This is a genomic window from Lysinibacillus alkalisoli (assembly GCF_014643595.1).
Lineage (GTDB): Bacteria > Bacillota > Bacilli > Bacillales_A > Planococcaceae > Metalysinibacillus > Metalysinibacillus alkalisoli.
Genome location: NZ_BMJT01000001.1, coordinates 28,406 through 52,917, shown reverse-complemented (window position 1 = coordinate 52,917; position 24,512 = coordinate 28,406). Strand labels below are relative to the sequence as shown.

Annotated in this window: 18 protein-coding genes and 1 pseudogene; 7 read left to right on the top strand and 12 right to left on the bottom strand. The window is 36.2% G+C overall.

Going from position 1 to position 24,512, the window contains the following annotated elements:
• Positions 1-21 precede the first annotated feature (21 nt).
• Positions 22-180 (bottom strand): hypothetical protein, encoded by a 159-nt coding sequence (locus IEW44_RS00230; protein WP_188613005.1) that lies wholly within the window; start codon positions 178-180, stop codon positions 22-24.
• Positions 181-778: 598 nt separating this feature from the next.
• Here IEW44_RS00230 and IEW44_RS00225 point away from each other — a divergent pair.
• The 3 genes and pseudogenes from IEW44_RS00225 to IEW44_RS00215 form a co-directional block, all read left to right on the top strand.
• Positions 779-1,687: an EamA family transporter gene (locus tag IEW44_RS00225; protein WP_188613004.1), complete on the top strand. Its 909-nt coding sequence runs from the start codon at positions 779-781 to the stop codon at positions 1,685-1,687.
• Between the two features lie 158 nt (positions 1,688-1,845).
• Positions 1,846-3,582, top strand: a complete 1,737-nt coding sequence (locus IEW44_RS00220; protein WP_229704121.1) for a methyl-accepting chemotaxis protein — start codon at positions 1,846-1,848, stop codon at positions 3,580-3,582.
• A gap of 1,073 nt (positions 3,583-4,655) precedes the next feature.
• A pseudogene (locus tag IEW44_RS00215) lies at positions 4,656-4,856 on the top strand (integrase core domain-containing protein); the annotation flags it as partial.
• Positions 4,857-5,073: 217 nt separating this feature from the next.
• Here the strand turns inward: IEW44_RS00215 and IEW44_RS00210 are convergent.
• From IEW44_RS00210 to IEW44_RS00200, 3 genes are all read right to left on the bottom strand, one after another.
• Positions 5,074-6,048, bottom strand: coding sequence for a hypothetical protein (locus tag IEW44_RS00210; protein WP_188613003.1), 975 nt, complete (start codon positions 6,046-6,048; stop codon positions 5,074-5,076).
• A 143-nt stretch (positions 6,049-6,191) separates the two neighbouring features.
• On the bottom strand, positions 6,192-6,740 hold the full coding sequence (locus IEW44_RS00205; protein ID WP_188613002.1) for a GNAT family N-acetyltransferase: 549 nt from the start codon (positions 6,738-6,740) through the stop codon (positions 6,192-6,194).
• Positions 6,741-7,535: 795 nt separating this feature from the next.
• Positions 7,536-8,729 (bottom strand): ornithine--oxo-acid transaminase, encoded by a 1,194-nt coding sequence (locus tag IEW44_RS00200; RefSeq protein WP_188613001.1) that lies wholly within the window; start codon positions 8,727-8,729, stop codon positions 7,536-7,538.
• 217 nt (positions 8,730-8,946) lie between these two features.
• Here IEW44_RS00200 and IEW44_RS00195 point away from each other — a divergent pair, with 217 nt between their 5' ends.
• Positions 8,947-9,615: a GntR family transcriptional regulator gene (locus IEW44_RS00195; protein WP_229704120.1), complete on the top strand. Its 669-nt coding sequence runs from the start codon at positions 8,947-8,949 to the stop codon at positions 9,613-9,615.
• 17 nt (positions 9,616-9,632) lie between these two features.
• Positions 9,633-11,237, top strand: a complete 1,605-nt coding sequence (locus IEW44_RS00190; RefSeq protein WP_188612999.1) for a M20/M25/M40 family metallo-hydrolase — start codon at positions 9,633-9,635, stop codon at positions 11,235-11,237.
• A gap of 27 nt (positions 11,238-11,264) precedes the next feature.
• Here IEW44_RS00190 and IEW44_RS00185 read toward each other — a convergent pair whose 3' ends face one another.
• From IEW44_RS00185 to IEW44_RS00155, 7 genes are all read right to left on the bottom strand, one after another.
• Positions 11,265-11,951, bottom strand: coding sequence for a serine/threonine protein kinase (locus IEW44_RS00185; protein WP_188612998.1), 687 nt, complete (start codon positions 11,949-11,951; stop codon positions 11,265-11,267).
• Between the two features lie 194 nt (positions 11,952-12,145).
• Positions 12,146-13,618: a sodium:solute symporter family protein gene (locus tag IEW44_RS00180; protein ID WP_188612997.1), complete on the bottom strand. Its 1,473-nt coding sequence runs from the start codon at positions 13,616-13,618 to the stop codon at positions 12,146-12,148.
• The gene (locus IEW44_RS00175; RefSeq protein ID WP_188612996.1) at positions 13,615-13,821 is read right to left on the bottom strand and encodes a DUF3311 domain-containing protein; all 207 of its coding nucleotides are present in this window, start codon (positions 13,819-13,821) and stop codon (positions 13,615-13,617) included. The genes IEW44_RS00180 and IEW44_RS00175 overlap by 4 nt, the downstream gene beginning before the upstream one ends.
• 37 nt (positions 13,822-13,858) lie before the next feature.
• Positions 13,859-15,469: an amidohydrolase gene (locus IEW44_RS00170; RefSeq protein ID WP_188612995.1), complete on the bottom strand. Its 1,611-nt coding sequence runs from the start codon at positions 15,467-15,469 to the stop codon at positions 13,859-13,861.
• Positions 15,470-15,718: 249 nt separating this feature from the next.
• Positions 15,719-17,227 (bottom strand): CoA-acylating methylmalonate-semialdehyde dehydrogenase, encoded by a 1,509-nt coding sequence (locus tag IEW44_RS00165; RefSeq protein WP_188612994.1) that lies wholly within the window; start codon positions 17,225-17,227, stop codon positions 15,719-15,721.
• Positions 17,228-17,239: 12 nt separating this feature from the next.
• Entirely contained in the window at positions 17,240-18,592 is a 1,353-nt protein-coding gene (locus IEW44_RS00160; protein WP_188612993.1) for an aspartate aminotransferase family protein, read from the bottom strand.
• Between the two features lie 204 nt (positions 18,593-18,796).
• A complete protein-coding gene (locus tag IEW44_RS00155; protein WP_188612992.1) occupies positions 18,797-20,323 on the bottom strand; it encodes a PucR family transcriptional regulator in 1,527 nt (508 codons plus the stop codon).
• Positions 20,324-20,525: 202 nt separating this feature from the next.
• Here IEW44_RS00155 and IEW44_RS00150 point away from each other — a divergent pair, with 202 nt between their 5' ends.
• Entirely contained in the window at positions 20,526-21,749 is a 1,224-nt protein-coding gene (locus IEW44_RS00150) for a Zn-dependent hydrolase (protein ID WP_188612991.1), read from the top strand.
• A 298-nt stretch (positions 21,750-22,047) separates the two neighbouring features.
• Positions 22,048-23,256, top strand: coding sequence for an MFS transporter (locus IEW44_RS00145; RefSeq protein WP_188612990.1), 1,209 nt, complete (start codon positions 22,048-22,050; stop codon positions 23,254-23,256).
• Between the two features lie 52 nt (positions 23,257-23,308).
• Here the strand turns inward: IEW44_RS00145 and ald are convergent, their stop codons facing one another.
• On the bottom strand, positions 23,309-24,433 hold the full coding sequence (ald, locus tag IEW44_RS00140) for an alanine dehydrogenase (RefSeq protein WP_188612989.1): 1,125 nt from the start codon (positions 24,431-24,433) through the stop codon (positions 23,309-23,311).
• Positions 24,434-24,512: the final 79 nt, after the last annotated feature.

The following is a 24,512-nucleotide window of genomic DNA, read 5'->3' as shown; positions in this document are numbered from 1 at the left end:
TATCGTATTATTATATCATTCTCACTCCTCATTCTTGAAATAGGCATACCAAGGAGACCCTATATAAAATAAAGCTAAAAATGCTAAAGCAAGAAAACTTCCCCACGAAAAATCATTTGAAAATACCATTATTCCTACACCTATGCCACCTACTATTTTTAATAAATTATACAGCGTCATTTTCCTTCACCTCCTTTATTTTTCATTACTATTACACTCAAAATATATTTTATTGAGGTATTCGCGCTTTAACACCCCTATTTTACTTAACAAAAAATAATTCTTATATTTATATATTTCTGGATATAACCAGCTTAGTCATATATGCTTAATCCTCTATGATATATCATACAATTAATTATTTAAAAATGACAAAAACAGCCATTAAAAATGGCTGTTTTTTGATATACATTTTATCTTGTTTTGCGAAATGGATATGGCATTTGAGCGTGAGTTGTCACTTTATTACATACAGAACGGTAAGAGGTGTATAAAATAAAGTCTGGTTGACAGTATGTTCATTAAAATTATTTATGGGCGGAATAATTTTAACGAATGAGCAAGTTTTGTATTGTCACATCCTTTGTTATGTATTGGGTACACTATGTAGTGTATAAGATGTCAGTCGGATTGCCTATTGAGGAATGTTAATATTGTTTGTTTTTTTAAACTATTTTTCTGTTATAGCAACTTTACCATATAGTCTGTTATACTGTTTTGATGGAGTAAATGAGTACATCTCGCTTCAAAATAGCACGTGAAAGTAGAGGTCTTTATGATGAAAGCAAATATTATATTTCCTTTAATGGTTGTCATCGCCTCTAGTTGTTACGGCGTCTTATCAACGATTATAAAAGTGGCAATGGGGCATGGCTTTACTTCTGAAGAAGCTGTTACAAGTCAGTATATTATTGGCTTTATGCTTGCCTTATTATTGTTTATACTTACGCAACGACAGCTACCTAAGATGACTAAATCAGGTTGGATTACGTTAATTGGTGCTGGTTTATTTACAGGAACAACTGGTATCGTTTATGGACAATCACTCAATTATCTACCTGCTTCTCTAGCAGTAGTTATGTTATTTCAGTTTACATGGATCGGTTTATTCATTGATTGTTTTATTAAGCGTCGACTACCAACAAGAACAGAAGTAATATCACTACTCTTTTTATTTGCGGGTACAATATTAGCCGCTGGTGTCTTAGACGTTGATTTAAGTGGTATTGCTTGGCAAGGATGGGCATTTGGCTTTGCAGCAGCTTGTAGCTTTGCTTGCTTTGTGCAAGTCAATTCGCGCCCTGTAGAAGGTGTTACAACAACAGCGCGTGTTACGATTATGTCTTTCGTAGCTTTACTGTTAATCAGTGCATTTTTAACACCTGAAATTGCTTTTAATGGCCGTTTATTTGGCGAAGGCTTATGGATTTATGGTGTCGTTTTAGGTGTAATGGGTATTATTTTACCGATTTATTTATTCTCTATTGCGGTGCCAAAAGTAGGTGGCGCATTAGCTTCTATTTTAAGCGCTATGGAGTTACCAGTAGCAATAACTGCCTCCGTCATCATTTTGAGTGAGCCTATTACAATTGTACAAATTATAGGTATTGGACTCGTATTATTTGGCATGATTTTGCCAACCTTATTAAGTACTCGAAAAACAAAACGGCAACATATAGCCACCTAATGAAAACGCCCTACATGGATGTAGGGCGTTTTTCTTATACTTTATTTTAAAGAAAATTCTGAATAATCATTTTTATCTAGCAGATTTTATACTATAATGAGAAGAAAGATACACTTCACTCTTCCAACAATACCATAAAGATGTAAGGGGGAATACATATGATGCACTCAGTACGTAATAAATTAGTATTACTTGCGATGGTTGTGATTTTAATCCCAATCTTATTAGTGGGGCTTGTCAATTATTATGTAGCAAAACAAAATTTAGATGCCAATGGAAAATTAGCACTCCAAAATAGTGTATATGCGATTGCAGATATGATTGATGAATTAAACCAAGAAGTAAAATCAGGAAATCTAACATTGGAAGAAGCACAAGAAAGAGCACGTATTAAAATAGTCGGTGCTAAAACAGATGAGGTAAATCGCAGTATTGATAACCCGATTAAATATGGGGATAACTTTTATTTTTATGCTTTTACGGATGACGATGGTTTAGCTACTGCTCACCCATCACTTGAAGGACAAAATGTTATGGATTTGCAAACGAAGAATGGACATTACTTTATTAAAGATGTAGCTAAAGTAGCCAATAATAACGGGGGCTATGTTAGCTACGAATGGCCGCTTCCAAGTAACCCAGATCAACTTGCCACTAAAATTACATTTGGTCTTAAGGAGCCTAATTGGCAGTGGATTATTGTTGCGGGAGCTTATGAGGTAGACTTTAATGCTGGGGCTAATCAAGTGTTATTTTATACATTCATTATGATGTTTGTCGCAACATTTATTGGTGTCGCACTTTATTGGTTCTTCTCTGGTCGAATGATGCGCTACATCCGCAATATTATGGAGACGACTTCCGATATTGCAAAGGGTCGTTTAACAGGGCCAGATATCCCGATTACTACAAAAGACGAACTTGGTATTCTAGCTAATAATGTGAACAATATGAAGCAGAGCTTAAATGAAATGGTTGGCAATACAAGAGAGTCGTCTACACAAATGAGAGAGTCATCCGAAACATTAAGCGCTATTACAGAAGAAACAACCGCTTCTGCTGATGAGATTCACACTGCTATTTCTGAAATTTCTAACGGTGCAGTGCTGCAAGCTGAAGAAGCCGAGCTAGCAATTGGTAAAGTGGAGATGCTGTCCTCCTTAATTGCTAACACAACAAGTCAGTATGCTGACATCACAGAGAAAATGACTTTAATTACAGAGTCTCAACAAAATGGGCAACATAAAGTGCAAGAGTTACAAGCGAACTCGGCTCAATTTTCACAAGTGATTGAAGAATTACGTCTTAATTTTTCGAGCTTGACTACACAAATGCAAGAAATTCAAAATGTCGTACAAACCATCTCTGCTATTTCTGAGCAAACCAACTTACTTGCTTTAAATGCTTCTATAGAAGCTGCAAGAGCAGGTGAACATGGTGCGGGGTTTGCGGTCGTTGCTGACGAAGTGCGCAAACTATCAGAAGATACAAATAGTGCAACCAACCATGTGCGTAATCTTTTACAACGCATTGAAAAAGATACGAGTAATTCTGATAGTAAAATGCAACATACACTAGCCTTGTCAGAGACCCAAGTCAATGCCATTCAAGAAGTGCAACATGCCTTCGCTTTTTTATCAAATGAAATTAAAGGTATTGAGTCTCACTTAGATGCCTTAGCATTAGGTATGCAAGAAGTAGATGAAAACCGTTCCGTTGTACTAAAAGCCATCAATGAGATTTCAACAGTAGCTACTGATTCTGCAGCTGCCACAGAGGAAATTAATGCTTCTATTGATGAGCAAAAAACAGCTGTTACTTCTATTATGCACTCTTCTGTACAACTCCACACGGAAGCTGAACGTATGCATGAATTAGTTGAACGTTTTACGTAAGACCATGCAAAAACCGTAACATAAAACTTAAATTAGAACGCCATTGTATTCTTAACAGGAGCCCTATGATAAAAAAACGAGGCTGGGACATAACTCGATTTTAAAGAGAAATATAAAACTCAAGTAATAATTTTCTTGGTTAAATGAATCAATTAATGTAATTGAAAGCAAAAAAATGTGAGGCAATTTTAAAAATCGCCTCACATTTTTTCTTTTGTACCAGCCTCAACATATTAGTAGCACTCAGTTTTATTAATACAAATTCCTCATAATCTTATTAAAAAAGAACACACTTACAAAAATAATAATATAGGAAAATGCAATAGGAAAGGAAGACACACGTCGTGTAAAGTAATAAATACACTCTGTAACAGGTGAAAGTATTTGCTCCTAAAGGATAGAATTCCTTTTTTCATAAGAATTATTGACGTTATACTAATAAATAGTACAGATACAATAAGATTTGCAAAAACAATGGAAAAGATGCCTTGATTAAAATTGAAAGATAGCGATGATTTTCATTAAATATATTCATAATTTCTAACCAACGATCATTAAATTCAGCTTTCAATTCCTTGTCAAAATTAGATATAGTCGGAGAATTGTCTATGAGTGTTGATGTAAACTTTTGCAATACTTCAGGAGATCTGGCTTGCATTTCTGTTTCATCATAAGAATATAACTCTAGATCTGAATTAAGTAATAATTCTAACCAATAATATTTTTTCCATACTTAAAGGTTTATATCGATAAGTCAAATGATGAAGTAACGCGCTGCAAGGCTTCCCTTGCGTCGTATAGCACACAATTGTAGACCAAGCATTAATTTTGCGTACATTAAAGAAAGAATGAGCTTGATATAAGAAGTCTTTCCCTTAATCGATTACAGGATATCAGAATTGGTGCCTATTAATTAAGGTTCTAATATAAAAAAACAAGAAAGCAAAAATAATTTGCTCTCCGACTTTTTATTTTCTAGATTATTCTAAACCTACTCACATATCTCCATGATACTTATAGTTGGCATAATCGATTGTATTTCGCAAGTTAAATTTGAGCCAATTGTTAATTAATATGATAATGCATGCATTGAATCGTTCCATGCGACACTAAAAAAAGAAGAAGTGTACCGCACACGCTACGCCAATTTTGAAGTAGCTCGTATGGCGCTGTTTCGCTACCTTGAAGGCTGGTACAACCGCAAGCGCATTCATGGCAGTATTGGCTATTTATCGCCAGATACCTTTGAGAAAATATGCCGTGCTGCAGCGTAAACGTGAGTGATGAAAATCCCCACCCCAACATTTTTGTGTGGCAACATCCTTATTTTTTTCGCTCTACATCCCAAGTAGGCGGTCAAAGGCTCTTTTCACTTTGACGGGCTACTTGGGATGTGGAACAATCCATTCGGGATGTTGCCCCAAGAAAACACTTAGGTAAAGTGTGTCCGAAAACTTGACGTAGAGCCACATTCATATATAAATTTTTAGTTTATTTCACTTCATGTAACGTATGGATAAATCCATTAAATTTATCTATATTAAAATTTACAGAAGGGCGAATAAATATTTGATAAATATAATTGCCAATCTTCCAATGAGCATACCACCCATAATATTGTGCATTTTGTTTATGTAATAACATTGTAATTTCTATATTACCTAATAAAAGTTTTTCCTTTTTAACGAGCCAACTCTGCCTTATACCAATATTTTCGCCCTCTTTATAGGAGAGATTTTCAATCATTTCTTCTGGAGCTAACCAAAACCAAATTCCATCAGTATAATTAACCTTTGATCTATATAGGAAATGGGTTTCTATACCGTATTTATTTTGATTAAATCCTATTGAGTCTAGGGAAAATTCTTGATATTCAAATGTAGGAATATAAATATTTTGCGATGAAATTCTCTTGTTGATATCGAAATTTTTTTCATACCATCGTACCCTAGAAATTTCATCTTCTTGCCACTTAGGTACTCCATATCTTGCTGTATAACTTGTTGTTGTAAATGATTTTTCTCCCCACTTTTCAATAAAAAATGGATCTAGGGGTTTAAAGGATTTAATGATACTTATAAGTTCATCATCTATAAATTTCCCTTCTAACACAGATAATTCTACATTTGTGAACCACCTAGCATAACAAGCTGCTTGATTTCCTTTGTAATCTACACCAATAAAACCGACAATACCGTTAATTTCAAAAGAATTACCAGGTGAAATAAGGTTAGTGTCAGCATAAATAGTAGGAATTCCCCAATCATAATAAAACTGTTTTACTCTCACTACTCTTCCTTTACTTAAAATTTCAAATCTTATTGAAGATCGAGAGCTTGTTGATTCTTTTTTCAAAGAAATATTTTTAACAGAACATCCAGCAGGCAAGTCAACAGGACTTAATATAACAAAATTAACAGATTGCTGCGCTAGTTCAAATGTTGAAACATTAGTAATTAAATTCAATATACAAACCTCCTTTGCTTACTAAGAACATAACAACTAACATGTATTATATTACAAATAATACTTATTTAACTAAAATGTTTCCTCAAACCTTCTTTTATTAGACGAAGGAAATTTAAGTGCGCGTCAATAATTAATGAAAATTAATCGATTATAGGCTTTGCATCAATACCAGGTATAGAAGTGCTTCCTATATGTTCAATGTTATCAGGTGCAATATCAGTATTTTGTATGATTTCATTTTTAATTATTTCAAATTCAAGTTTCCACCTTGGGTCATGACTTGTTAACCTTACCTCATTTTTTCCCAATCCTAATTCCATATTCTCTCCCCTTCCTATTGTTAGACAATATATGCTAGCGTCTCTTTTTCCTATAGTTATATTCTTCAACAAAATAAATCCTTTTTTCTCTAGAACTTTAATGCTTCCAGTATTATTAGTAAAAGTAAATGCGTATATTTTATTTATATAAATCTCTTTTAAATATTTCATTAAGTACTCTAAAGATTCGCTGATATATCCTTTTCTTGTGAAGTTTTCAGCCATCCAATAACCTATGTTAACACTATTGTTCTTCCAGTTTATTTTGTATACCGAAAGACTACCTATAAGTTGAGAATTGGATTTTAATTTAATACTGAAAAAAAGTACGATTTTGAAATCCGAAATCACAACGTTCAAAATATTCACGAATTATATCCAAATTGAAACTGGTGGGTTCTTTCCAATTCATCCAGGGACTAAGATAATCAACAGAACTATTCAGTAACACATTCAATGTACTTTAAGGGATACCAATTGCTTCACACATCTCTTTTTGAGTAAGCTAAATAAACGGCTCTGTCGTCCGTTTCTGAGCCGCAATGTACTCAATGATGTCATTCCTCCACTCGTCATAAGGGTTGTGTTGATGATCCTCTCTTGTCTTCTTGAACTTATACCAGCATCTATATCCGAGTGATATCTTGTAAGACGCATCATTTTTTACGTGGAGGGCTAATAACGCTTCTATATATTTCTTGCTCGGTTCATGGCATTTACCTGAGTATGCCGACTGCAGGACTGGTATGTAATGGCTGCATTCAGAGTAGCTTCCAGACGGGCGTTAAACTCGTCTAAAAAGCTCTCTCTATCCCATTCTTCACTATAATCGATTAAAGCAAAAGTGAACAACGTATTATTACGTCCCAATTTTCCTTTCTCTCCATTAATATTCACGGTATGGACGAGCGCATCGAACCAATCACTTTCTAAAATACTGCTTGCAGACTTTGCTTTATATTATCACTAATATGCTTGACCACTTTCAAGCCACGGAAATCATTTTGAGGAGAAATATAAAATTTAAGTAATAATTTTTTGGCTAAATGAATCACTTAATGTACTTGAAAGCAAAAAATGTGAGGCGATTTTAAAAATCGCCTCACATTTTTTATTTTGTCCCAGCCTCGTTTTTAGCTTTTATACTAACGCATTCATTGTTACTTATGCAGTAAATACTTTTTCGATTTGAGCAATTGACCAATCTAAATCTTCTTGAGAGATGATTAATGGTGGAGCAAAGCGAATTACGGTATCATGTGTCTCTTTACATAATAAACCTAATTCTTTTAATTTTTCACAATATGGGCGTGCTTCTTCTGTTAATTCCATACCGATGAATAGACCACGTCCACGTACTTCCTTAATGACTGGATTATCAATTTCACGTAGTTTACCTTTGAAATACTCACCAAGGTCATTTGAACGTTCTGCTAATTTCTCATCAAGTAATACACGTAATGATGCAATTGAAACGGCACACGCTAATGGGTTACCACCAAATGTAGAGCCGTGAGAACCTGGATTAAATACACCTAAAATTTCGCGGTTTGCAGCTACACATGAGATTGGGAAAACACCGCCACCTAATGCTTTACCTAAGATGTACATATCTGGTTCTACTTCTTCCCAGTCACAAGCAAACATTTTACCTGTACGTGCTAAACCTGCTTGGATTTCATCTGCAATAAATAATACATTGTTTTCTCGGCAAAGCTCGCGCGCTGCTTTTAAGAAACCTTCTGGTGGCATAACAATACCTGCTTCACCTTGAATTGGTTCGATTAAAAATGCAGCTGTGTTTGGCGTAATAGCCGCTTTTAATGCGTCTAAATTACCATAATCAATTAAATTAATATTTGGTAACATTGGACCAAATCCACGACGATATTCTTCGTCAGAAGATAATGATACCGCTAACATAGTACGACCATGGAAGTTACCATTACATGCGATTAGCTCTGCTTTACCTTCTTCTACACCCTTCACATCATAAGCCCAACGACGCGCTGCTTTGAAAGCGGTTTCTACAGCTTCAGCACCTGTGTTCATTGGTAATACCATTTCTTTATTTGTTAACTCACTTACTAGCTCGTACCATTCGCCTAAGTTATCACTATAGAAGGCACGTGATGTAAGCGTTACTTTATCTGCTTGTTCTTTTAATGCTTCAATAATTTTAGGGTGTCGATGCCCTTGGTTTACTGCTGAATAGGCTGATAGCATGTCTAAATATTTATTACCTTCTGGATCTGTTACCCATGCGCCTTCAGCTTCTGAAATAACAATCGGTAATGGAAAATAATTCGCTGCCCCAAATTGTTGTGTTTGTTCGATTACTTTTTCTGATTTACTCATTGATTATCTCTCCCTACCCTAAATTTTATAATCTTCAGCAATTAATATAACACACAATTCTAACTGTATACAGAACTTTTTAACAAATGAATTTTAATACGTATAACTGTATTAAAATAGTTATTTCCATTCATTGGTTTGTAGAGAAAAATTACATTTACATTCTAATAATGTTGAATTATAATTCCTGTATACAGTATACCGAGGGTGATAAATGATGAAAAGCATTAAGCCAACTACTTTAGCTGATCAAGCTTACCAAGCGATTAAAGATGCGATTACACGAGGTGAGTTTTTAGAACATGAAGTCTTGCCTGAGGAAAAAATGGCAAAGCGTTTAGGTATTAGCCGAACGCCACTACGCGATGCACTTAACCGTCTTGCATCTGAAGGCTTAATTGTACAATCTGTGGGTAAACCTGCTGTCGTAGCTGGCTTTAACAAAACTAGTGCATTAGAAACAATGGAATTGCGTGGCCTACTTGAAGTTAATAATTTAGAAAAAATAAGTCCACATATTGATGAAATATTTATTGCTCAATTGCGGGATAATGTCGCTGCGCAAACAGAAGCCATTTTGACAAATAAATACGATTTATTTATCGAAATAGACCGTGAGTTTCATTTACTATTAGCCTCAAAAAATAGCAATACTGCCTACAAAGAGCTGATTGCTAAAGTCAATGCCAGTGTTAATCGTTCCTTTTTGATTTTGTCTAACACTGTGCCTCAAAGCGCAAGTGAGGCTTTGATTGAGCATAAAGAAATTATTGATGCTTTAGAGCAAAGAGATGTCACACATGCCAAAAATAAAATGATTGTTCACATGAACAACGTTGAAAAACGCTTTTTAACCTACTATACCAACAAAGAAAACAACATCTAAGGGGGCTTACTTTTACAATGCAACGAGAGAAAGAAATGTGGCAAACGCCGCAAACACTACAACAATTATTATGTAAAGTCGTAAGTTGGGAGAGTCGAACAGGTACACAAGGGGAGATTGATTTTTCTTATAAAATAAAAGAAGAATTAATGAAATTAACTTACTTTAAACATCAACCAGATTATATTCAATTTGTTGATGCGGGGAAACAGCGTAATACCGTCACTGCGCTTTATAAACATCCGCAAGCGACGCGTACTATCGTCTTAATCAGCCATTTTGATACAGTCCATACGGCTGAATTCGGTGACTTAGGTGATTTAGCTTTCCAACCTGAATCATTAACGGCTGCCTTTAAAGAAAATGATGTGGCACTACCACAAGATGCTAAAATCGACCTGTATACAGACGAGTATCTTTTTGGTCGTGGCACAATGGATATGAAAATGGGGCTTTGTCTTCATATGCAACTGCTTGAAAAAGCAAGTTTGCACAATTGGCCTATCAATCTTTTGCTTGTCACTGTGCCTGATGAAGAAGTAAACTCTGCAGGTATGAGGGCTGCAGCTACGGCACTAAATCAGTTACGGGATCAATGGCAATTACATTATGATTTATTCTTAAATAGCGAGCCTTCTTTTTCACAAGTACCACAAGACGATAACTATTATATTTATTCAGGTACGATTGGTAAAATTATGCCTGCTGCTTTATTCTATGGTCGTGAAACGCATGCGGGCGAACCTTTAAATGGCTTAACTGGGCATTATATGGCCTCTTATTTAACGAAAGCGATGGAATTTAATGCTTGCTTTGAAGAAAGTGCTTTTGGTGAAAAAACGCCTCGCCCAATTTGTTTGCAACAAAAAGATTTGAAAGTAGATTATTCTGCTCAAACTTCTCATCATAGCGCGGCACTTTATAATGTATTTTTATTTGAACAAAATGCGGCTCAAGTAATGGCTACATTTAAAGAAATTGCAACAGAGGCAATGGCGGCATGCCAACGTGATTATGAAAATATTTGTAAAGCGACCAACGTTACACCTATTGGAACGATACGTGTTATGACGTATGACGCCTTATTACAATATGCTAATGAGACGTTAGGTGAGAAAAAGGTACAAATGATTAAAAATACAGGTTTAAATAACACCAATGACGAACGTGACCAAGCTATACAAATTTGTGACCAGCTTTTATTACATTGCTCAGAACTAGCACCAGCTACTATTTTATTTTTTGCACCACCTTACTACCCTGCTGTTAACTCATCAGAAAATACATTCATACAAGAAAAAATAGCTTTAGCCAAAGCTACCTTGGCAGACACTTACAAAGTAACTGCTAAACAAATCCACTATTTCAATGGTATTTGTGATTTGAGTTATGTTAACTATGATGCAAATGATCAAGGTTGGCACGTTTATCAGCAAAATACGCCTGTATGGGGAGAGTCGTATGACATTCCATTTACAGATATGCAACAGTTACAAGCGCCTGTTTTAAACATAGGGCCATTTGGCAAAGATGCCCATAAAATATCAGAACGCTTGCATAAGAAAAGTGCTTTTATTTATACACCACATGTATTAGAAACGGTAATTAAAAGTATGTTTTAAGAAAAAAGTTGAGTAGCGTTTTTAACACTACTCAACTTTTGTTAGTTTATATACAAATCGCAATATGCTTTTTACAAAGTCATCATAAGAAAAAGACTGTCTCCTTTGTTGATTGTAGCGCTTACGAATAGCCTCTACTAACCATAATGGCACTGCCCTTCCATCAATGAGATGATAATATTGTTTATAAGCTTTTTGTAAATGCTCCCATCTAAAATCGTCACCTGTTTTTTGGTATTCGGATACGTCAATAATCTTTACTTGCCCATCTTGGAGTATAATATTTTTCAAATGAATATCTCGAGGGTTAAGCCCCCTACTTCGAATATAATCCCTAGCCTCTTCTACAGCATCCACTACACAAGCTGGAATATGAATCCCCTCTACAATACAATCGTAGAGCGTTTTGCCAGCTTCGTAGCTCAAAACAAGGCCTTTTTCTGTTGTAGCAAAACAGTGCGGAAAATAAGACACATCACCTAAGGTTTGATAAACAGATGCTTCTACCGCCACTTTTTCCCTCTTATCCTCAGCATATATTTTGAACGCATATTTAGGCTGATGTACAGACTGAAATACAGCCGCATCTGTACCAACACCTATGCACCTCACATCATCCGCCATATTGCATACTGTTACCACTTCGTTATGTGGGTTTGATACCACTTTAATCTCAGCAAGAGAAGGCCATATCCTATCCCAATCGTTATCCATTTTATCTCTCCATTCGCTACAGAACCAATGCTATACATCAAGACGGCGAATAAGGCATAAAGTTCTATATTACGCTCAATCTTTTGGCACTGTAGAAAGAGAAGTTTAACACAAAAAAAGTGATAAAGGGGAAATAACCCTCTCCCTTTATCACTTCATACCACTTTTTCATATATTTTTTCTTCATCCCTATATTACTCAGCTACTAAGACAGGTTTCTCTGGAGTTACTATTTTTTTATGCGTGAATAAACTAACAAGTACTGCAATCACAAAATTAGCGAATAACGCTACCATACCAATATTTATATCATTTAAATAACTTGGAATGTTCGGGAAAAATGTAGCGAGTTTTGCACCTGTTACGGCATTGTATAACACAAAAGATACACCAATAATAATACCTGTAATAGCACCGTACTTATTCATATATTTTGTGCTAATAAAGCTAAGCAAGAGTGCTGGTACTAGTTGCGTAATTAAACTGTAAGACATAATATTGAGTAATGCTAATGCCTCTCCTCCAGAAATCGTAAAAACAAAAGCAATAATGATAATAACAAATACTAATACTTTAGATACCATGAGTTGTTGACGGTCTGTTGCTTGTGGCTTCACTAAACGGTAAATGCCTGTCATTAAACCAATAGATGCCGACATTAACATCACAGATGCTGGCACTAGTGCTGTCAATAAACCTGCCGCACCTACAATACCTACAAACCAAGGGTCGAAAGTTTGATTAACTAACCGTAATAATGATAAATCCCCATCTGCTAAGCCAGGTACTTGTATAATGGCAGCAAATCCTAAAAAGAACGCAAACAGTAGCAATAGTGTATAAAGTGGCAATGTGATGGCATTCTTCTTTAGGACACGCTCACCTTGCGCCGATAAAACGACAGAAAAAGATTGGGGTAATAAATAAAAACCTAATGCATTCAAAATAATCGTTGAAATAAACCACACCACACTAAAACCCTCTGAAGCAAATACTAACTTCTCTGGGCTCACAGCCTGCACTGCTTCAAACATAGGCTGTATCCCACCAAAATAATGATAAGGAATATAAATCCCTAAAAATACAATAACGAATAAAATCATAATATCTTTTAAAATGGCTGTCCATGCAGAGCCATGTATACCAGAGATCGTAACATAAATCGTAATAATCAACGCTCCAATGGCACTCGCCATAATGGGGCTTATTGCACCATTAGAGGACTCAGCTACAATAATGCCAAGCCCCTTTAATTGAATGACAATGTAAGGAATCAATGCAATCGTTCCTAACAATGCTACGACTACACCGAGTACTGGGCTTTTATAACGTGCGGCAAAATAGGTAGGCTGTGAAATGATATTATTATTTTTAGCGAAACGCCAAATTTTAGGTAACATCCAATAGGATAAAACATATGCCAAACAAATATAAGCGGGGACATAAAATGCAGCTGCACCTCTGGAGTACACCCAGCCACTCCCACCTAAAAAAGTAAATGTGGTATACACTTCACCTGCAATGAGTAAAAAGACAAATAAGGTACCAAATCCTTTATTACCTACTGCAAACTCATCTACGTTCATTTTTTTACCACGTGTTGCCCAAATGCCTAAAAATAATGCAACTGCCGCAAAAAAGAAAATAATAATTAAAGCAATATTCATGAAGGGTCCCCCTTATTATTACGATACTCCACACGATAAATAATAAACATCACAACAGAGGACAACACCATCCATAAGGCAATCCAAAATAATAAAAAGGGCAAGCCTAACACATAAGGCTCAATACGATTTGCAAATGGTACTAAACCTGCCATACCAATAAAAGGTATAATAAGTAGCCATTGCACCTTTGATTTTTTCATTCCTACTCCCCCTTATATTGATTAATAATTCTGATAATTAATAAGATGCATGTTGATATAAAATCTCCCCGTCAATCATTGTAAGTTGTACTTTTACATTTTGTAACTGCTTATGGGGTACTTGACTTAATGTCTCTGTTAGCACGATAATATCTGCTAATTTTCCTACTTCAATACTGCCTTTTATTTGTTCATCAAAACTTGCATAAGCAGCGTTATACGTATACATTCGCACAGCATCCATAACGGATACTTTTTGCTTAACACCAAAGTCTTTGCCACTCTCTGTTTGACGATTAACAGCCGCATGTATACCAATCATAGGATTACAACTGGCTACAGGCGCATCTGAACTTGCTGCACACATTGTTCCTAATTGTAATAAATCTTTTGCAGCGTACATATCGTTGGTGCGCTCACCATAATGTTGCTGATAAATATCTCCCGCTTGGGCTGGGAAAGGTGGATTAATAATAGGGATTACACCTAAAGTTTTCATGCGGTGTTGTAAATCTTTTGGTGCAATGCCTGCATGCTCTATACGGTGACGATGATTTTCTCTTGGGTGTTCTTGCAAAGCCCTCTCGACTACATTTAAATAGAGCTCAATAGCTTGGTCACCTTGTGCATGAACCGTAATTTGGTATCCTTTTGCATGGGCTTTACCTAATACTTCATACACCTCATCCTCTGTATAAATTAGCATCCCCTTATATTTGCTATTACTCGTGTAGCCTTCTCTTGTAGCAATCGTTGGCCCAGTACTACTACCATCTGTAAATAATTTAGCTGGCCCTACTTTAAAGAACGCATTACCTGTACCTGTTACCACACCTGCTTGCATCATATTAGTCGTAAACGTGTAACAATCATTTAAAGAGCCAATCATGGCATACACACGTATTTTTAATTTCTTTTGTTGGGAAGCCAGTTGTAATACACGGTAACTATCTCCATCATATGTACCTGCATCATGTACACTTGTAATGCCATGTTTTAAAAAGTGCTCTTGTGCAATAGCAATGGCCTCATATAATTCATGCTCTGTTAATTTAGCAGTTTCATTGAAACGCATATACACACTTTCAATTAATTTCCCTGTTAAATTACCTTCGGTGTCCTTTTCATAAATACCACCTTGTGGATCAGGCGTATCTTTTGTAATACCCGCACGTGCAAAACCCATCGAATTTGTAAAACCAATATGACCTGGTGTACGTGTAATGATGATGGGATGTTCACTTGTTACGCTGTCTAATTCAGCTAATGTAGGATTGCGTTGTTCTTGTAATGCTAGTTCATCGAATGCTACTGCTCGTATCCATTCGCCTTTAGGCGTTTGAGCAGCACGCTCCGTTAATAACCTTAATACGTCATCTATACTACTTGCCTGTTGTTTTTTAAAATCAACATCACGTTGAAACGCACCATAAATCATTAAATGGAGATGGGCATCAATAAACCCTGGCAACATTGTTTTTCCCTTTAGGTCTATAATGTCCGTTTCATTATGAACATAATGCTTCACCTCGTCATAACTGCCAACTGCGATAATCTTATTATCTTTTATGGCCACTGCCTCTACCACATCGTTATCCTGATTCATCGTCCAAATCTCGCCATTGCGAAAAACGATTGACGCATACATAATTTTATCCCCCTAACATGTAATCTCATATTTAGTCCGTAATAAAAATGGTGAAAACGCTTACCCTCTCTACATGCTATTATACAATTGTTAGAATGCTCAATTAATTGACATAATGTAAAATGAAACCTCGCATCTCATGTACAATAAATAAGATTTAATAAGCATATTTTTACATAAAAGAGCATAAAAGACCAAACTAATAATAAAAAGCACGACTGATTTTTTCAATCGTGCTCTTATTAAGTGTTACTCATTACTTGGGAAGGCAAAGGTTGAAGTGGTTTTTTCTGTTGGCTCTAACCAACGCTCTGAAATGGTTTTTGTTTTAGTAAAGAAGCGCGCTTGATCTGGGCCAAACATATGCCCTTCACCAAAACGAGAACCTTTAAATCCAGCAAAATTATGATAACCAACTGGAATAGGAATCGGCACGTTAACGCCTAACATCCCCACATCTACTTCGGTCGTAAATTTACGTGCAGCTGCGCCGTCATTGGTGAAAATAGTGACACCATTTGCCAGTTCTTGTGAGTTAATTAAAGCAATAGCTTCGTCTAATGACGCTACACGTACAATATTACGTGCAGGGCCAAATACTTCTTGCTCAAAAATATCCATATCCGTCGTGATATGATCTAAAAGTGTTGGGCCCACAAAGAAGCCTTGTTCATTCACCATCTCATTTTGACGACCATCACAGACAACGGTAGCGCCTTGAGCCTCTGCATGATTGATAGCTTTTACTACCATCTCTTTTGATTGCGCAGAAATAACAGGGCCAAAATCCGTATCAGCTTCTTCATAAGAGCCTACTTTTAGTGCATTAATTTTCTCTTTTAAAATAGCTACTAAACGGTCTCCCGTCTCCTTACCTACAGGCATAATCGTTGATATTGCCATACAACGCTGTGAAGCTGCACCATAAGCTGCGCCAATAAATGAATTGGCTACCTGCTCTAAATCAGCGTCTGGCATAACAACCATATTGTTTTTACCACCACCTAAAGCGGTGACACGTTTGCCATGTTTTGCACCTGTCTCATAAATGTATTTAGCAACAGGTGTTGAACCAACAAATGAAATGGCATGTACATCTTTATTTTCTAATAGCTCATTTACGGCATCCTTGTCACCATTTACAACTGTCCAAATACCATCTGGTAAACCTGCCTCTTTCCACAATTGGCTTACAAATAACGCTGTCATTGGTACTTTTTCTGAAGCTTTTAAGATGACCGCATTCCCTACAGCTACTGCCATACTTGTTTGTGCTAATGGCACCATAATCGGAAAATTGAATGGCGAAATCGCCGCAACCACGCCTAATGGATATTTAGCTGAGTAAGCATTAATTTGACCGCCTACATTTACAGAATACTCCCCCTTTGTTAAATGTGGTGCACCAATAGCAAGGTCTACAGACTCTAAACCTCGTGTAATCTCACCACGTGCATCTTCTTTTGTTTTTCCGCTCTCTGTACAAATAATTGTGAGTAATGTCTCCATATTAGCAGCTAATAAGTTTCTAAATTTCATTACAATAGAAGCACGTTTCGCTACTGATGTATCTCGCCACTGTGGGAAAGCTTTTTGTGCGAATGCGATTGCTTCGCGCGTTTCTTGTGCGGTAGCTAGTGGCACTTGTGCAATCACTTCACCTGTCGTTGGATTATATACATCACCAAACCGTCCACTCTTGCCTTCTACTTCTTGTCCATTAATAAAATGTGTTAAATGCTTCACTGCTACTGTCATTGATTTGCCCCCTTAATGATTATTCATAACTTCTACAAAGTGACTAACAATAAAATCATATTCTTCAGCTGTAATATTTAATGGTGGTGCAATCGTTAATACATTATTAAAACCTGCTACTGTCACACCATTTTTATTAATGATTAAACCTTTAGCTTTACATGCCGCAATAATAGCATTAACTTCGGCTACATCTAAAGGCGCTTTAGTCGTCTGGTCTGATACTAATTCGATCCCAATCAATAAACCCTTACCTCTAATATCGCCAACCTTAGCATGTGTGCCTAATTGTGTTTGTAAATCTGTTAACATTTGTGCCCCTAATTGTGCCGAACGCTCAAACAGCTGTTCATTCTCCATAATCTCAATATTTTTTAATGCGACTGCACAGGCTACAGGCGAGCCACCAAACGTATTCACATGGCGCATAAAATCATAGTCACCTGCACCTGTGAAAGCCTCGTAAATATCACGCCTTACAGCTGTAGCTGATAGAGGCATGTAAGCACTTGTTAAACCTTTCGCCATCGTTACAATATCAGGCTTTATATTATAATTTTGATGTCCAAAAGCTTTACCTGTACGTCCAAAACCACAAATCACTTCATCTACAATTAATAACGTTCCATGCTTGTCACACACTTCTTTCACGCCTCTTAAATAATCCTCATGTGGCATAATAACACCACCACCTGTAATAATAGGCTCCATAATAACTGCTGCTACCGTTTCCCCCATCTCCCAAGTTAATGTTTGGTCAATAGCTTGTACAGATGGCAGCGTTGTAGGTTCTTGATTGATAACGGCCTCAGGATTGCGGTATTGGTCTGGTGGTGCCACATGTAAAAAGCCAGGAGCTAGTGGTTCGTACTTATATTTACGTTGAGCTTGCCCTGTTGCGGCTAATGCCCCCATAGTGTTGCCATGATAAGCACGGTAACGAGACAATATTTTATAGCGACTACCATCACCACGTTGCTCATGATATTGACGTGCAATTTTAAAGGCTACTTCATTAGCTTCCGACCCACTATTGGAATAAAATACAACGTACTCATCGCCTAATAGCTTACTAATCTTTTCACTTAATTGAATGGCTGGCAAATGGCTACTTGATAATGGTGTATAAGAATTTTTCAGCATCTGTTCATAAGCCACTTCAGCAATTTCCTTACGCCCATAACCAACGTTTGTACACCATAAACCGGACATAGCATCTAAGTAGTTGTTGCCATCAATGTCAGTTAACCATGCTCCTTGTGCCTTATCGACAATAAATGTTGCTTCAGGATTATATGGTTTCATAGCATGCCATACATATTGTTCATCTTTTGTTTTCCAATTATGTTCAACCGTTTGTTTCATAACCCTCACCCCTAAATGTTGTTATCCTTATTTTGCATTGGAATGATAGCAAGCGTCATTATACATACTGTCAAATAGATAAAACCTTATATTGCACACTACGTTCGAGCAATCATAATGAGTTACCTCCTGAAATCCAGAAAAAACGAGCACATTTGCGATATGTTATACACATCTTAATGAGCTCGTTTTCTAACACTTTGTCTATTGCGGTGTAGTTTTTTGCGTGGCTACTAGTAACATCATTTCTAATAAAATACGATGGTGATAATTCATTAAATCCATAGCTAAAATTTGTTCGATTTTTTCTAAGCGATGGTATAACGTTTGGCGTACAATAAAAAGTTTCTCTGCGGTTTCTTTCTTTTGACCATTACATAAAAAGTACATTTGTAATGTATCCATTAAACTGCCATTATGTTTCGTATCATATGTGCTTAATAATTCAATACGCTCTGCTACCATCCGCATAATAAACGGATCTTTTTGTAAAGTAAAAATCATATGATGCAAATTTAAATCATCATAAAAATAAGGCAAGTCCATATTTTTCATCCGAATATGTAGAGCTGTCTTAGCCGAGCTTACACTTTCTACAAGATTATTATACTGCACACCATACTTACCAATACCAATTAAAATCTCTGCACGATATTGGGAGATAATATCATTCATCGCTCTTTTCATACGAGCGCGATAACTTTCTTTATCACGTAAATCGCCCAAAATAAAAATAACATATTGCTGTTGTTCTAAAATAAAACAACGAAAACCTTCCTTCTCCATCAATTGTCGTAAATTAATTTTGTAATACATTAAATCTTTCTTTTTACGATCTCTTTTTAATTGATGCACCATAACAAACCAAGGTTGGTCACACAAGCTTATACCTTGGTCTTGCAGAAAGTGTGTGACTTCATCATCACTTGCCGCCCCGTCTAGCCATTGCTCTAAAAACTGGCGATGTTCACTTTCTAATTTTTCTTCCGTATATAATTCACGTAATGCATATTGGGATAATGTCACTACTGTACGATCCAAAATTAACGTATCTAAATCCGTCAAGTCTCGGTCCAATGCGTAAATATACACTTTACCATAAGGTTGTTCAAACACATGAATATCACGTGAGGCGAGTCTTTTTGTTTTCCTATGGCTTAAATGTTCGAATACTTCTTTATTACGATTAGGAATGAATGTTGTGGGCTGGTCTTTAGACTCGTAAACGACGCTTAACTGCAAATATTTTTGCATATACATTAATATTTGTTCAGCATCCGTCACTTTTAATGAATATTTATTAATTTTCTGGGCATAATCCTCCAACACTTTTAAGGCTTCATACTGTTGCGAAATGATTTCGGTGTGAATACTTTGTGTAATATCGACAAAGCGTACTTGTTTATGAAAAACAATAATAGGAAGCTGCAATTCATCTGCCACTTTTTTGACTCGCTCAGGAATCGCTGCTAAATATCTTCCATACTCGATACAAACACCTGCTGCATCAACAGCCGCTAATTGTTGAATAAATTGAATAAAACCTGATTCATTATTTTTCAACTCCATACCTGTCATTAATAATAATTCGTCACCTTTAATTAACTCCTGTACTTCTAACACTTCCATAATATGAATCCACTTCACTGTATGATGCAAACCTGCTTTTCCTGCTATAATTTCTGCATCTTTGAACTGTTTATGAGATAAAATCTCTTGCACTGTCAACATATTTTCCCCTCCACCATTGTATGATTTAAGACATCAACACCCCCAAAATTCTTGAAATCGCAATATTATATAGCGAAAAACACCATTTTTTCTTACAAATCGTCTACACTCTCTATTGTAATGTTTCACGTTTTGTTAGTACAATATTTTATTAGGTTTATGATATATTCATTGCTAATACAACGAAAAAAGGAGGAAAAAAATGTTTAAAACAAATCGAAAGCGGTTACAAAGTTATTTAGAAACGTTTAGTCAGTTTGGCAAAACATCAAATGGTGGGGTAACACGTTTATCACTCTCACAAGAAGATATTGCGGCACGCACATACTTCAAAGAGATATGCGAAGCTAGTGGATTAACAGTCTGTTCAGATGATATGGGCACAATGTATGCTACGCTACAAGGTCAAAAATTGTTACCTCCCATCACAATGGGCTCACATGCGGATACGGTGATAAAAGGCGGGCGTTTTGATGGCATTTTAGGTGTTGTGGCAGCACTTGAAGTTGTTCAAACGATTCAAGACAACAATATTACACTTGACCACCCTCTAACAATTATCAATTTTACTAATGAAGAGGGAGCTCGTTTTGAACCATCACTTATGGCCTCTGGTGTGTTATCTGGGCAATTTGATAAAGAGAAAATGCTTGCATCTACAGATACAAAAGGTGTAACATTTGCACAAGCACTTACAAATAGTGGATTTGAAGGTAGAAAGGAAAATCGTTTGCAACAAGCGACTGCCTATGTGGAATTACATATCGAACAAGGGCCTGTATTAGCACATCATCAACAAACAATTGGCATTGTTGAAGGCGTATTGGGTATGGTATGTTATGATATCACCTTACTTGGTGAATCTAATCATGCTGGCACAACACCTATAAATATGCGTAAAGATAGTATGTTTGCTACCATGAAAATTATCTCAATATTACAAAAACAATTGCAACAACTGCCCGATGATTTAGTCTATACGATTGGTCGCATTACAGCCTTGCCTAATGTGCATACTGTCATTCCTAACCAAGTCACCTTCTCACTAGAAGCTAGACATCAAAATCCTAAAATCATCACACAAGTTGAACAAATCATTCACGATTTGCCAACAATGATAGACCAATGTGAGTTACAGTTCGCTAAATTATGGGCGCGTGATACTGTTCACTTTGCAAAGCCTGTAGTGGAAGCTGTAACAGCAAGTACAAAAGCTTTAGGTTTATCCCACCGTCATATGTATAGTGGGGCAGGTCATGATGCTCAGTTTATGTCTCATATTGTACCTTCAGCTATGATTTTTGTACCTAGCACACATGGTTATAGTCATCGAGAAGATGAGTACACATCTTATGAAGATTGCTCACAAGGAGCCGATGTCTTACTTAATACTGTATTAAATTTAGCGGGTTATCCCCAAACCTAAGCTAATTTAATAAATAGATACACCCCCGAAAAAACATCATTGCTACGAGAGAATCCCCACTCTAATGGCAATGATGTTTTATATTATTATTTTTTTGAATGCTTATATTTAGTAATGATACAACACCTATGCTAATGAACATCATAGAATATGAATTCATAATTCTGTGAGTAAATAACAATAATTTCTTTAAACTCGCCATCAAAAAGTGCATCAGTAACCCGTAATATAAATATCACCTTGTTCATCTGTTACGCAAGAATTAAAATAGAATAAAAGGAAATATGAGGTATTTAAAGTGTTAATTAATTCAAATTTCTCGCGTTTATTATTTGGTAGACTATTTGTGAATATGGGAGATAGCCTTTATTATATTACTATTATGTGGCTCATTTATGATTTAACAGAGAATACGATGTTTACAGCTATCGCAGGTGCTTTGTTTATGTTACCTGAAGTGTTTGCCTTTTTTTACGGCCCTTTTATTGATCATTGCAACAAAAAGAGAGCACTCATCCTCTTCTCTTTATTACAAGCACTTGTCATGGTGATATTATATGTTGTTTATACAACGACCCCTTCTTACTTCGTGTATATTCTCTTATGTATCATACCATTTCTCGCATTTTTATCGGAGTTCACATACCCTATTGAAAATGTCTTAGTACCCCGCTTTGTTAAAAATAAGGACTTAACAAAAGCTAATTCATTGATGGCTATTGCTGCAGACGGTGTTGATTTATTGTTTAATGCCATCGCAGGTATACTGCTTGCCATCCTATCTATTACATCTATTTTTTTAGGTAATGCACTATTATTTTTATTAGCTGCTCTTATGTTTCTACGATTACATACAAAAGAATCTACACAAGATATTAAGATGGCAGAATACGATGGCAATAAAGCCTATTTTACTGATTTAAAAGAAGGGCTACATTTTGTAAAGAAAAAAGAAATTTTAATGTTGATTATCCCTTTTATTATATTAAATTTATTGCTTGCCACCTTCACTGTTAACCTACCTGCTATCGCCAAATTAATCACAGGTTCTGCCATATCCTATGGCTTGCTGTTAACAATGGCGGGGCTTGGCGGTGTAGTAGGTGCAATGCTAAGTAATGTGGTGACACAACGCTTAAAAATAGGCACAATTATGATTAGTACCGTATTATTTTACGGATTATGTTGGCTAATTGGTATTTCATTGGGCGGTATTTTCGTTTATGTTTTTGCATTCTTAGCAAGTATATTCATTGGCATTATCAATGTTATCTTTACTGTACTTTTTCAAGAATTACCACCTGCAAACATGTTAGGACGGGTGAACACGACAATTACAACATTAATTACCATTTGTATGCCATTAGGTGCTTTATTTGGCGGCTGGCTACCCACATTATTGGGTGTTAAATATGCGACAATGTTAAATGCTAGTTTAATTATACTGTTAGCCCTTGTTCTACTATTATTGAAAGACGTTAGACAGCTAGATATCTCGTCATCTTAATAACTACAAAAAAAGCACGACTGAACAATACATGTTCAGTCGCGCTTTTTATTTATTGAACCGCTGCTTGTAACGCTTGGTCAACAGTTACATACTGATAGCCTAAATCATTGGCTACAGCTTCATACGTAACAACACCGTTGGCTACATTAACACCTAATTTTAAGGATGAATTTTTATCAATGGCTACAGCTAATGTTTGATTGGCAATTTGTAGCGCATATGGTAATGTCACGTTCGTTAATGCTTGTGTAGAAGTACGTGGCACAGCACCTGGCATATTTGCTACTGCATAATGAATCACACCATGTTTTTCATACGTTGGTGATTCATGCGTTGTAATGCGATCAGAAGTAGCAAAAATGCCACCTTGGTCAATGGCAATATCCACTAATACAGAGCCTGACTTCATATTTTTTACCATAGCTTCTGATACGAGCTTAGGCGCTTTAGCACCTGGAATTAATACCGCGCCTACTACTAAGTCGGCTTGCGCTATGGCCTCTGCAATATTATAAGGATTAGACATTAACGTTTGTACATCTCGTCCAAACAAATCTTCTAGCTCTCGCAAACGGTTGGCATTCACATCTAAAATTGTCACATTTGCTCCTAAACCGATTGCCATTTTAGCAGCGCCTGTACCTGCAATACCGCCACCCACAATCACTACATTTCCCTTATTAACACCTGGCACACCGCCCAGTAAAATACCTTTACCACCATATGTTTTTTCTAAAAACTGTGCACCAATTTGTACAGACATACGCCCCGCTACTTCGCTCATTGGCGTTAACAATGGTAACGTACGATTCACTTCCACCGTTTCATAAGCGATAGCTGTTGCGCCACTCTCTACTAAAGCTTTTGTTAATGCTGGTTCTGCTGCTAAATGTAGATATGTGAAGAGCAATAAATCGCTGCGGAAATAAACATACTCTGATGCTAGTGGCTCTTTCACTTTTAGTACCATTTCAGCTTGCCAAGCTTCAGCAGCTGTAGCTACAATTGTTGCCCCTGCTGCTTCGTATTCTTGATCTGAATAACTACTACCTAAACCTGCATTTGTTTCAATTAATACGGTATGCCCTGCTTTATAAAAAGCATCTACGCCTGCTGGTGTAATGGCTACGCGATTTTCATTATTTTTAATTTCTTTTGGAATGCCAATAATCATGATGAACTAACTCCCTTCAAAACGTAAGAATTAGCTCCATTATGCTATTTTTTTGTTTGATTAGCATTATACATTATGT

Bases quoted from the DNA above. Each gene is read 5' to 3' on its own strand.
- IEW44_RS00230 (WP_188613005.1), bottom strand. From the start codon at position 180: ATGACGCTGTATAATTTATTAAAAATAGTAGGTGGCATAGGTGTAGGA.
- IEW44_RS00225 (WP_188613004.1), top strand. From the start codon at position 779: ATGAAAGCAAATATTATATTTCCTTTAATGGTTGTCATCGCCTCTAGT.
- IEW44_RS00220 (WP_229704121.1), top strand. From the start codon at position 1,846: ATGATGCACTCAGTACGTAATAAATTAGTATTACTTGCGATGGTTGTG.
- IEW44_RS00200 (WP_188613001.1), bottom strand. From the start codon at position 8,729: ATGAGTAAATCAGAAAAAGTAATCGAACAAACACAACAATTTGGGGCA.
- IEW44_RS00195 (WP_229704120.1), top strand. From the start codon at position 8,947: ATGAAAAGCATTAAGCCAACTACTTTAGCTGATCAAGCTTACCAAGCG.
- IEW44_RS00190 (WP_188612999.1), top strand. From the start codon at position 9,633: ATGCAACGAGAGAAAGAAATGTGGCAAACGCCGCAAACACTACAACAA.
- IEW44_RS00185 (WP_188612998.1), bottom strand. From the start codon at position 11,951: ATGGATAACGATTGGGATAGGATATGGCCTTCTCTTGCTGAGATTAAA.
- IEW44_RS00180 (WP_188612997.1), bottom strand. From the start codon at position 13,618: ATGAATATTGCTTTAATTATTATTTTCTTTTTTGCGGCAGTTGCATTA.
- IEW44_RS00175 (WP_188612996.1), bottom strand. From the start codon at position 13,821: ATGAAAAAATCAAAGGTGCAATGGCTACTTATTATACCTTTTATTGGT.
- IEW44_RS00170 (WP_188612995.1), bottom strand. From the start codon at position 15,469: ATGTATGCGTCAATCGTTTTTCGCAATGGCGAGATTTGGACGATGAAT.
- IEW44_RS00165 (WP_188612994.1), bottom strand. From the start codon at position 17,227: ATGACAGTAGCAGTGAAGCATTTAACACATTTTATTAATGGACAAGAA.
- IEW44_RS00160 (WP_188612993.1), bottom strand. From the start codon at position 18,592: ATGAAACAAACGGTTGAACATAATTGGAAAACAAAAGATGAACAATAT.
- IEW44_RS00155 (WP_188612992.1), bottom strand. From the start codon at position 20,323: ATGTTGACAGTGCAAGAGATTTTATCTCATAAACAGTTCAAAGATGCA.
- IEW44_RS00150 (WP_188612991.1), top strand. From the start codon at position 20,526: ATGTTTAAAACAAATCGAAAGCGGTTACAAAGTTATTTAGAAACGTTT.
- ald (WP_188612989.1), bottom strand. From the start codon at position 24,433: ATGATTATTGGCATTCCAAAAGAAATTAAAAATAATGAAAATCGCGTA.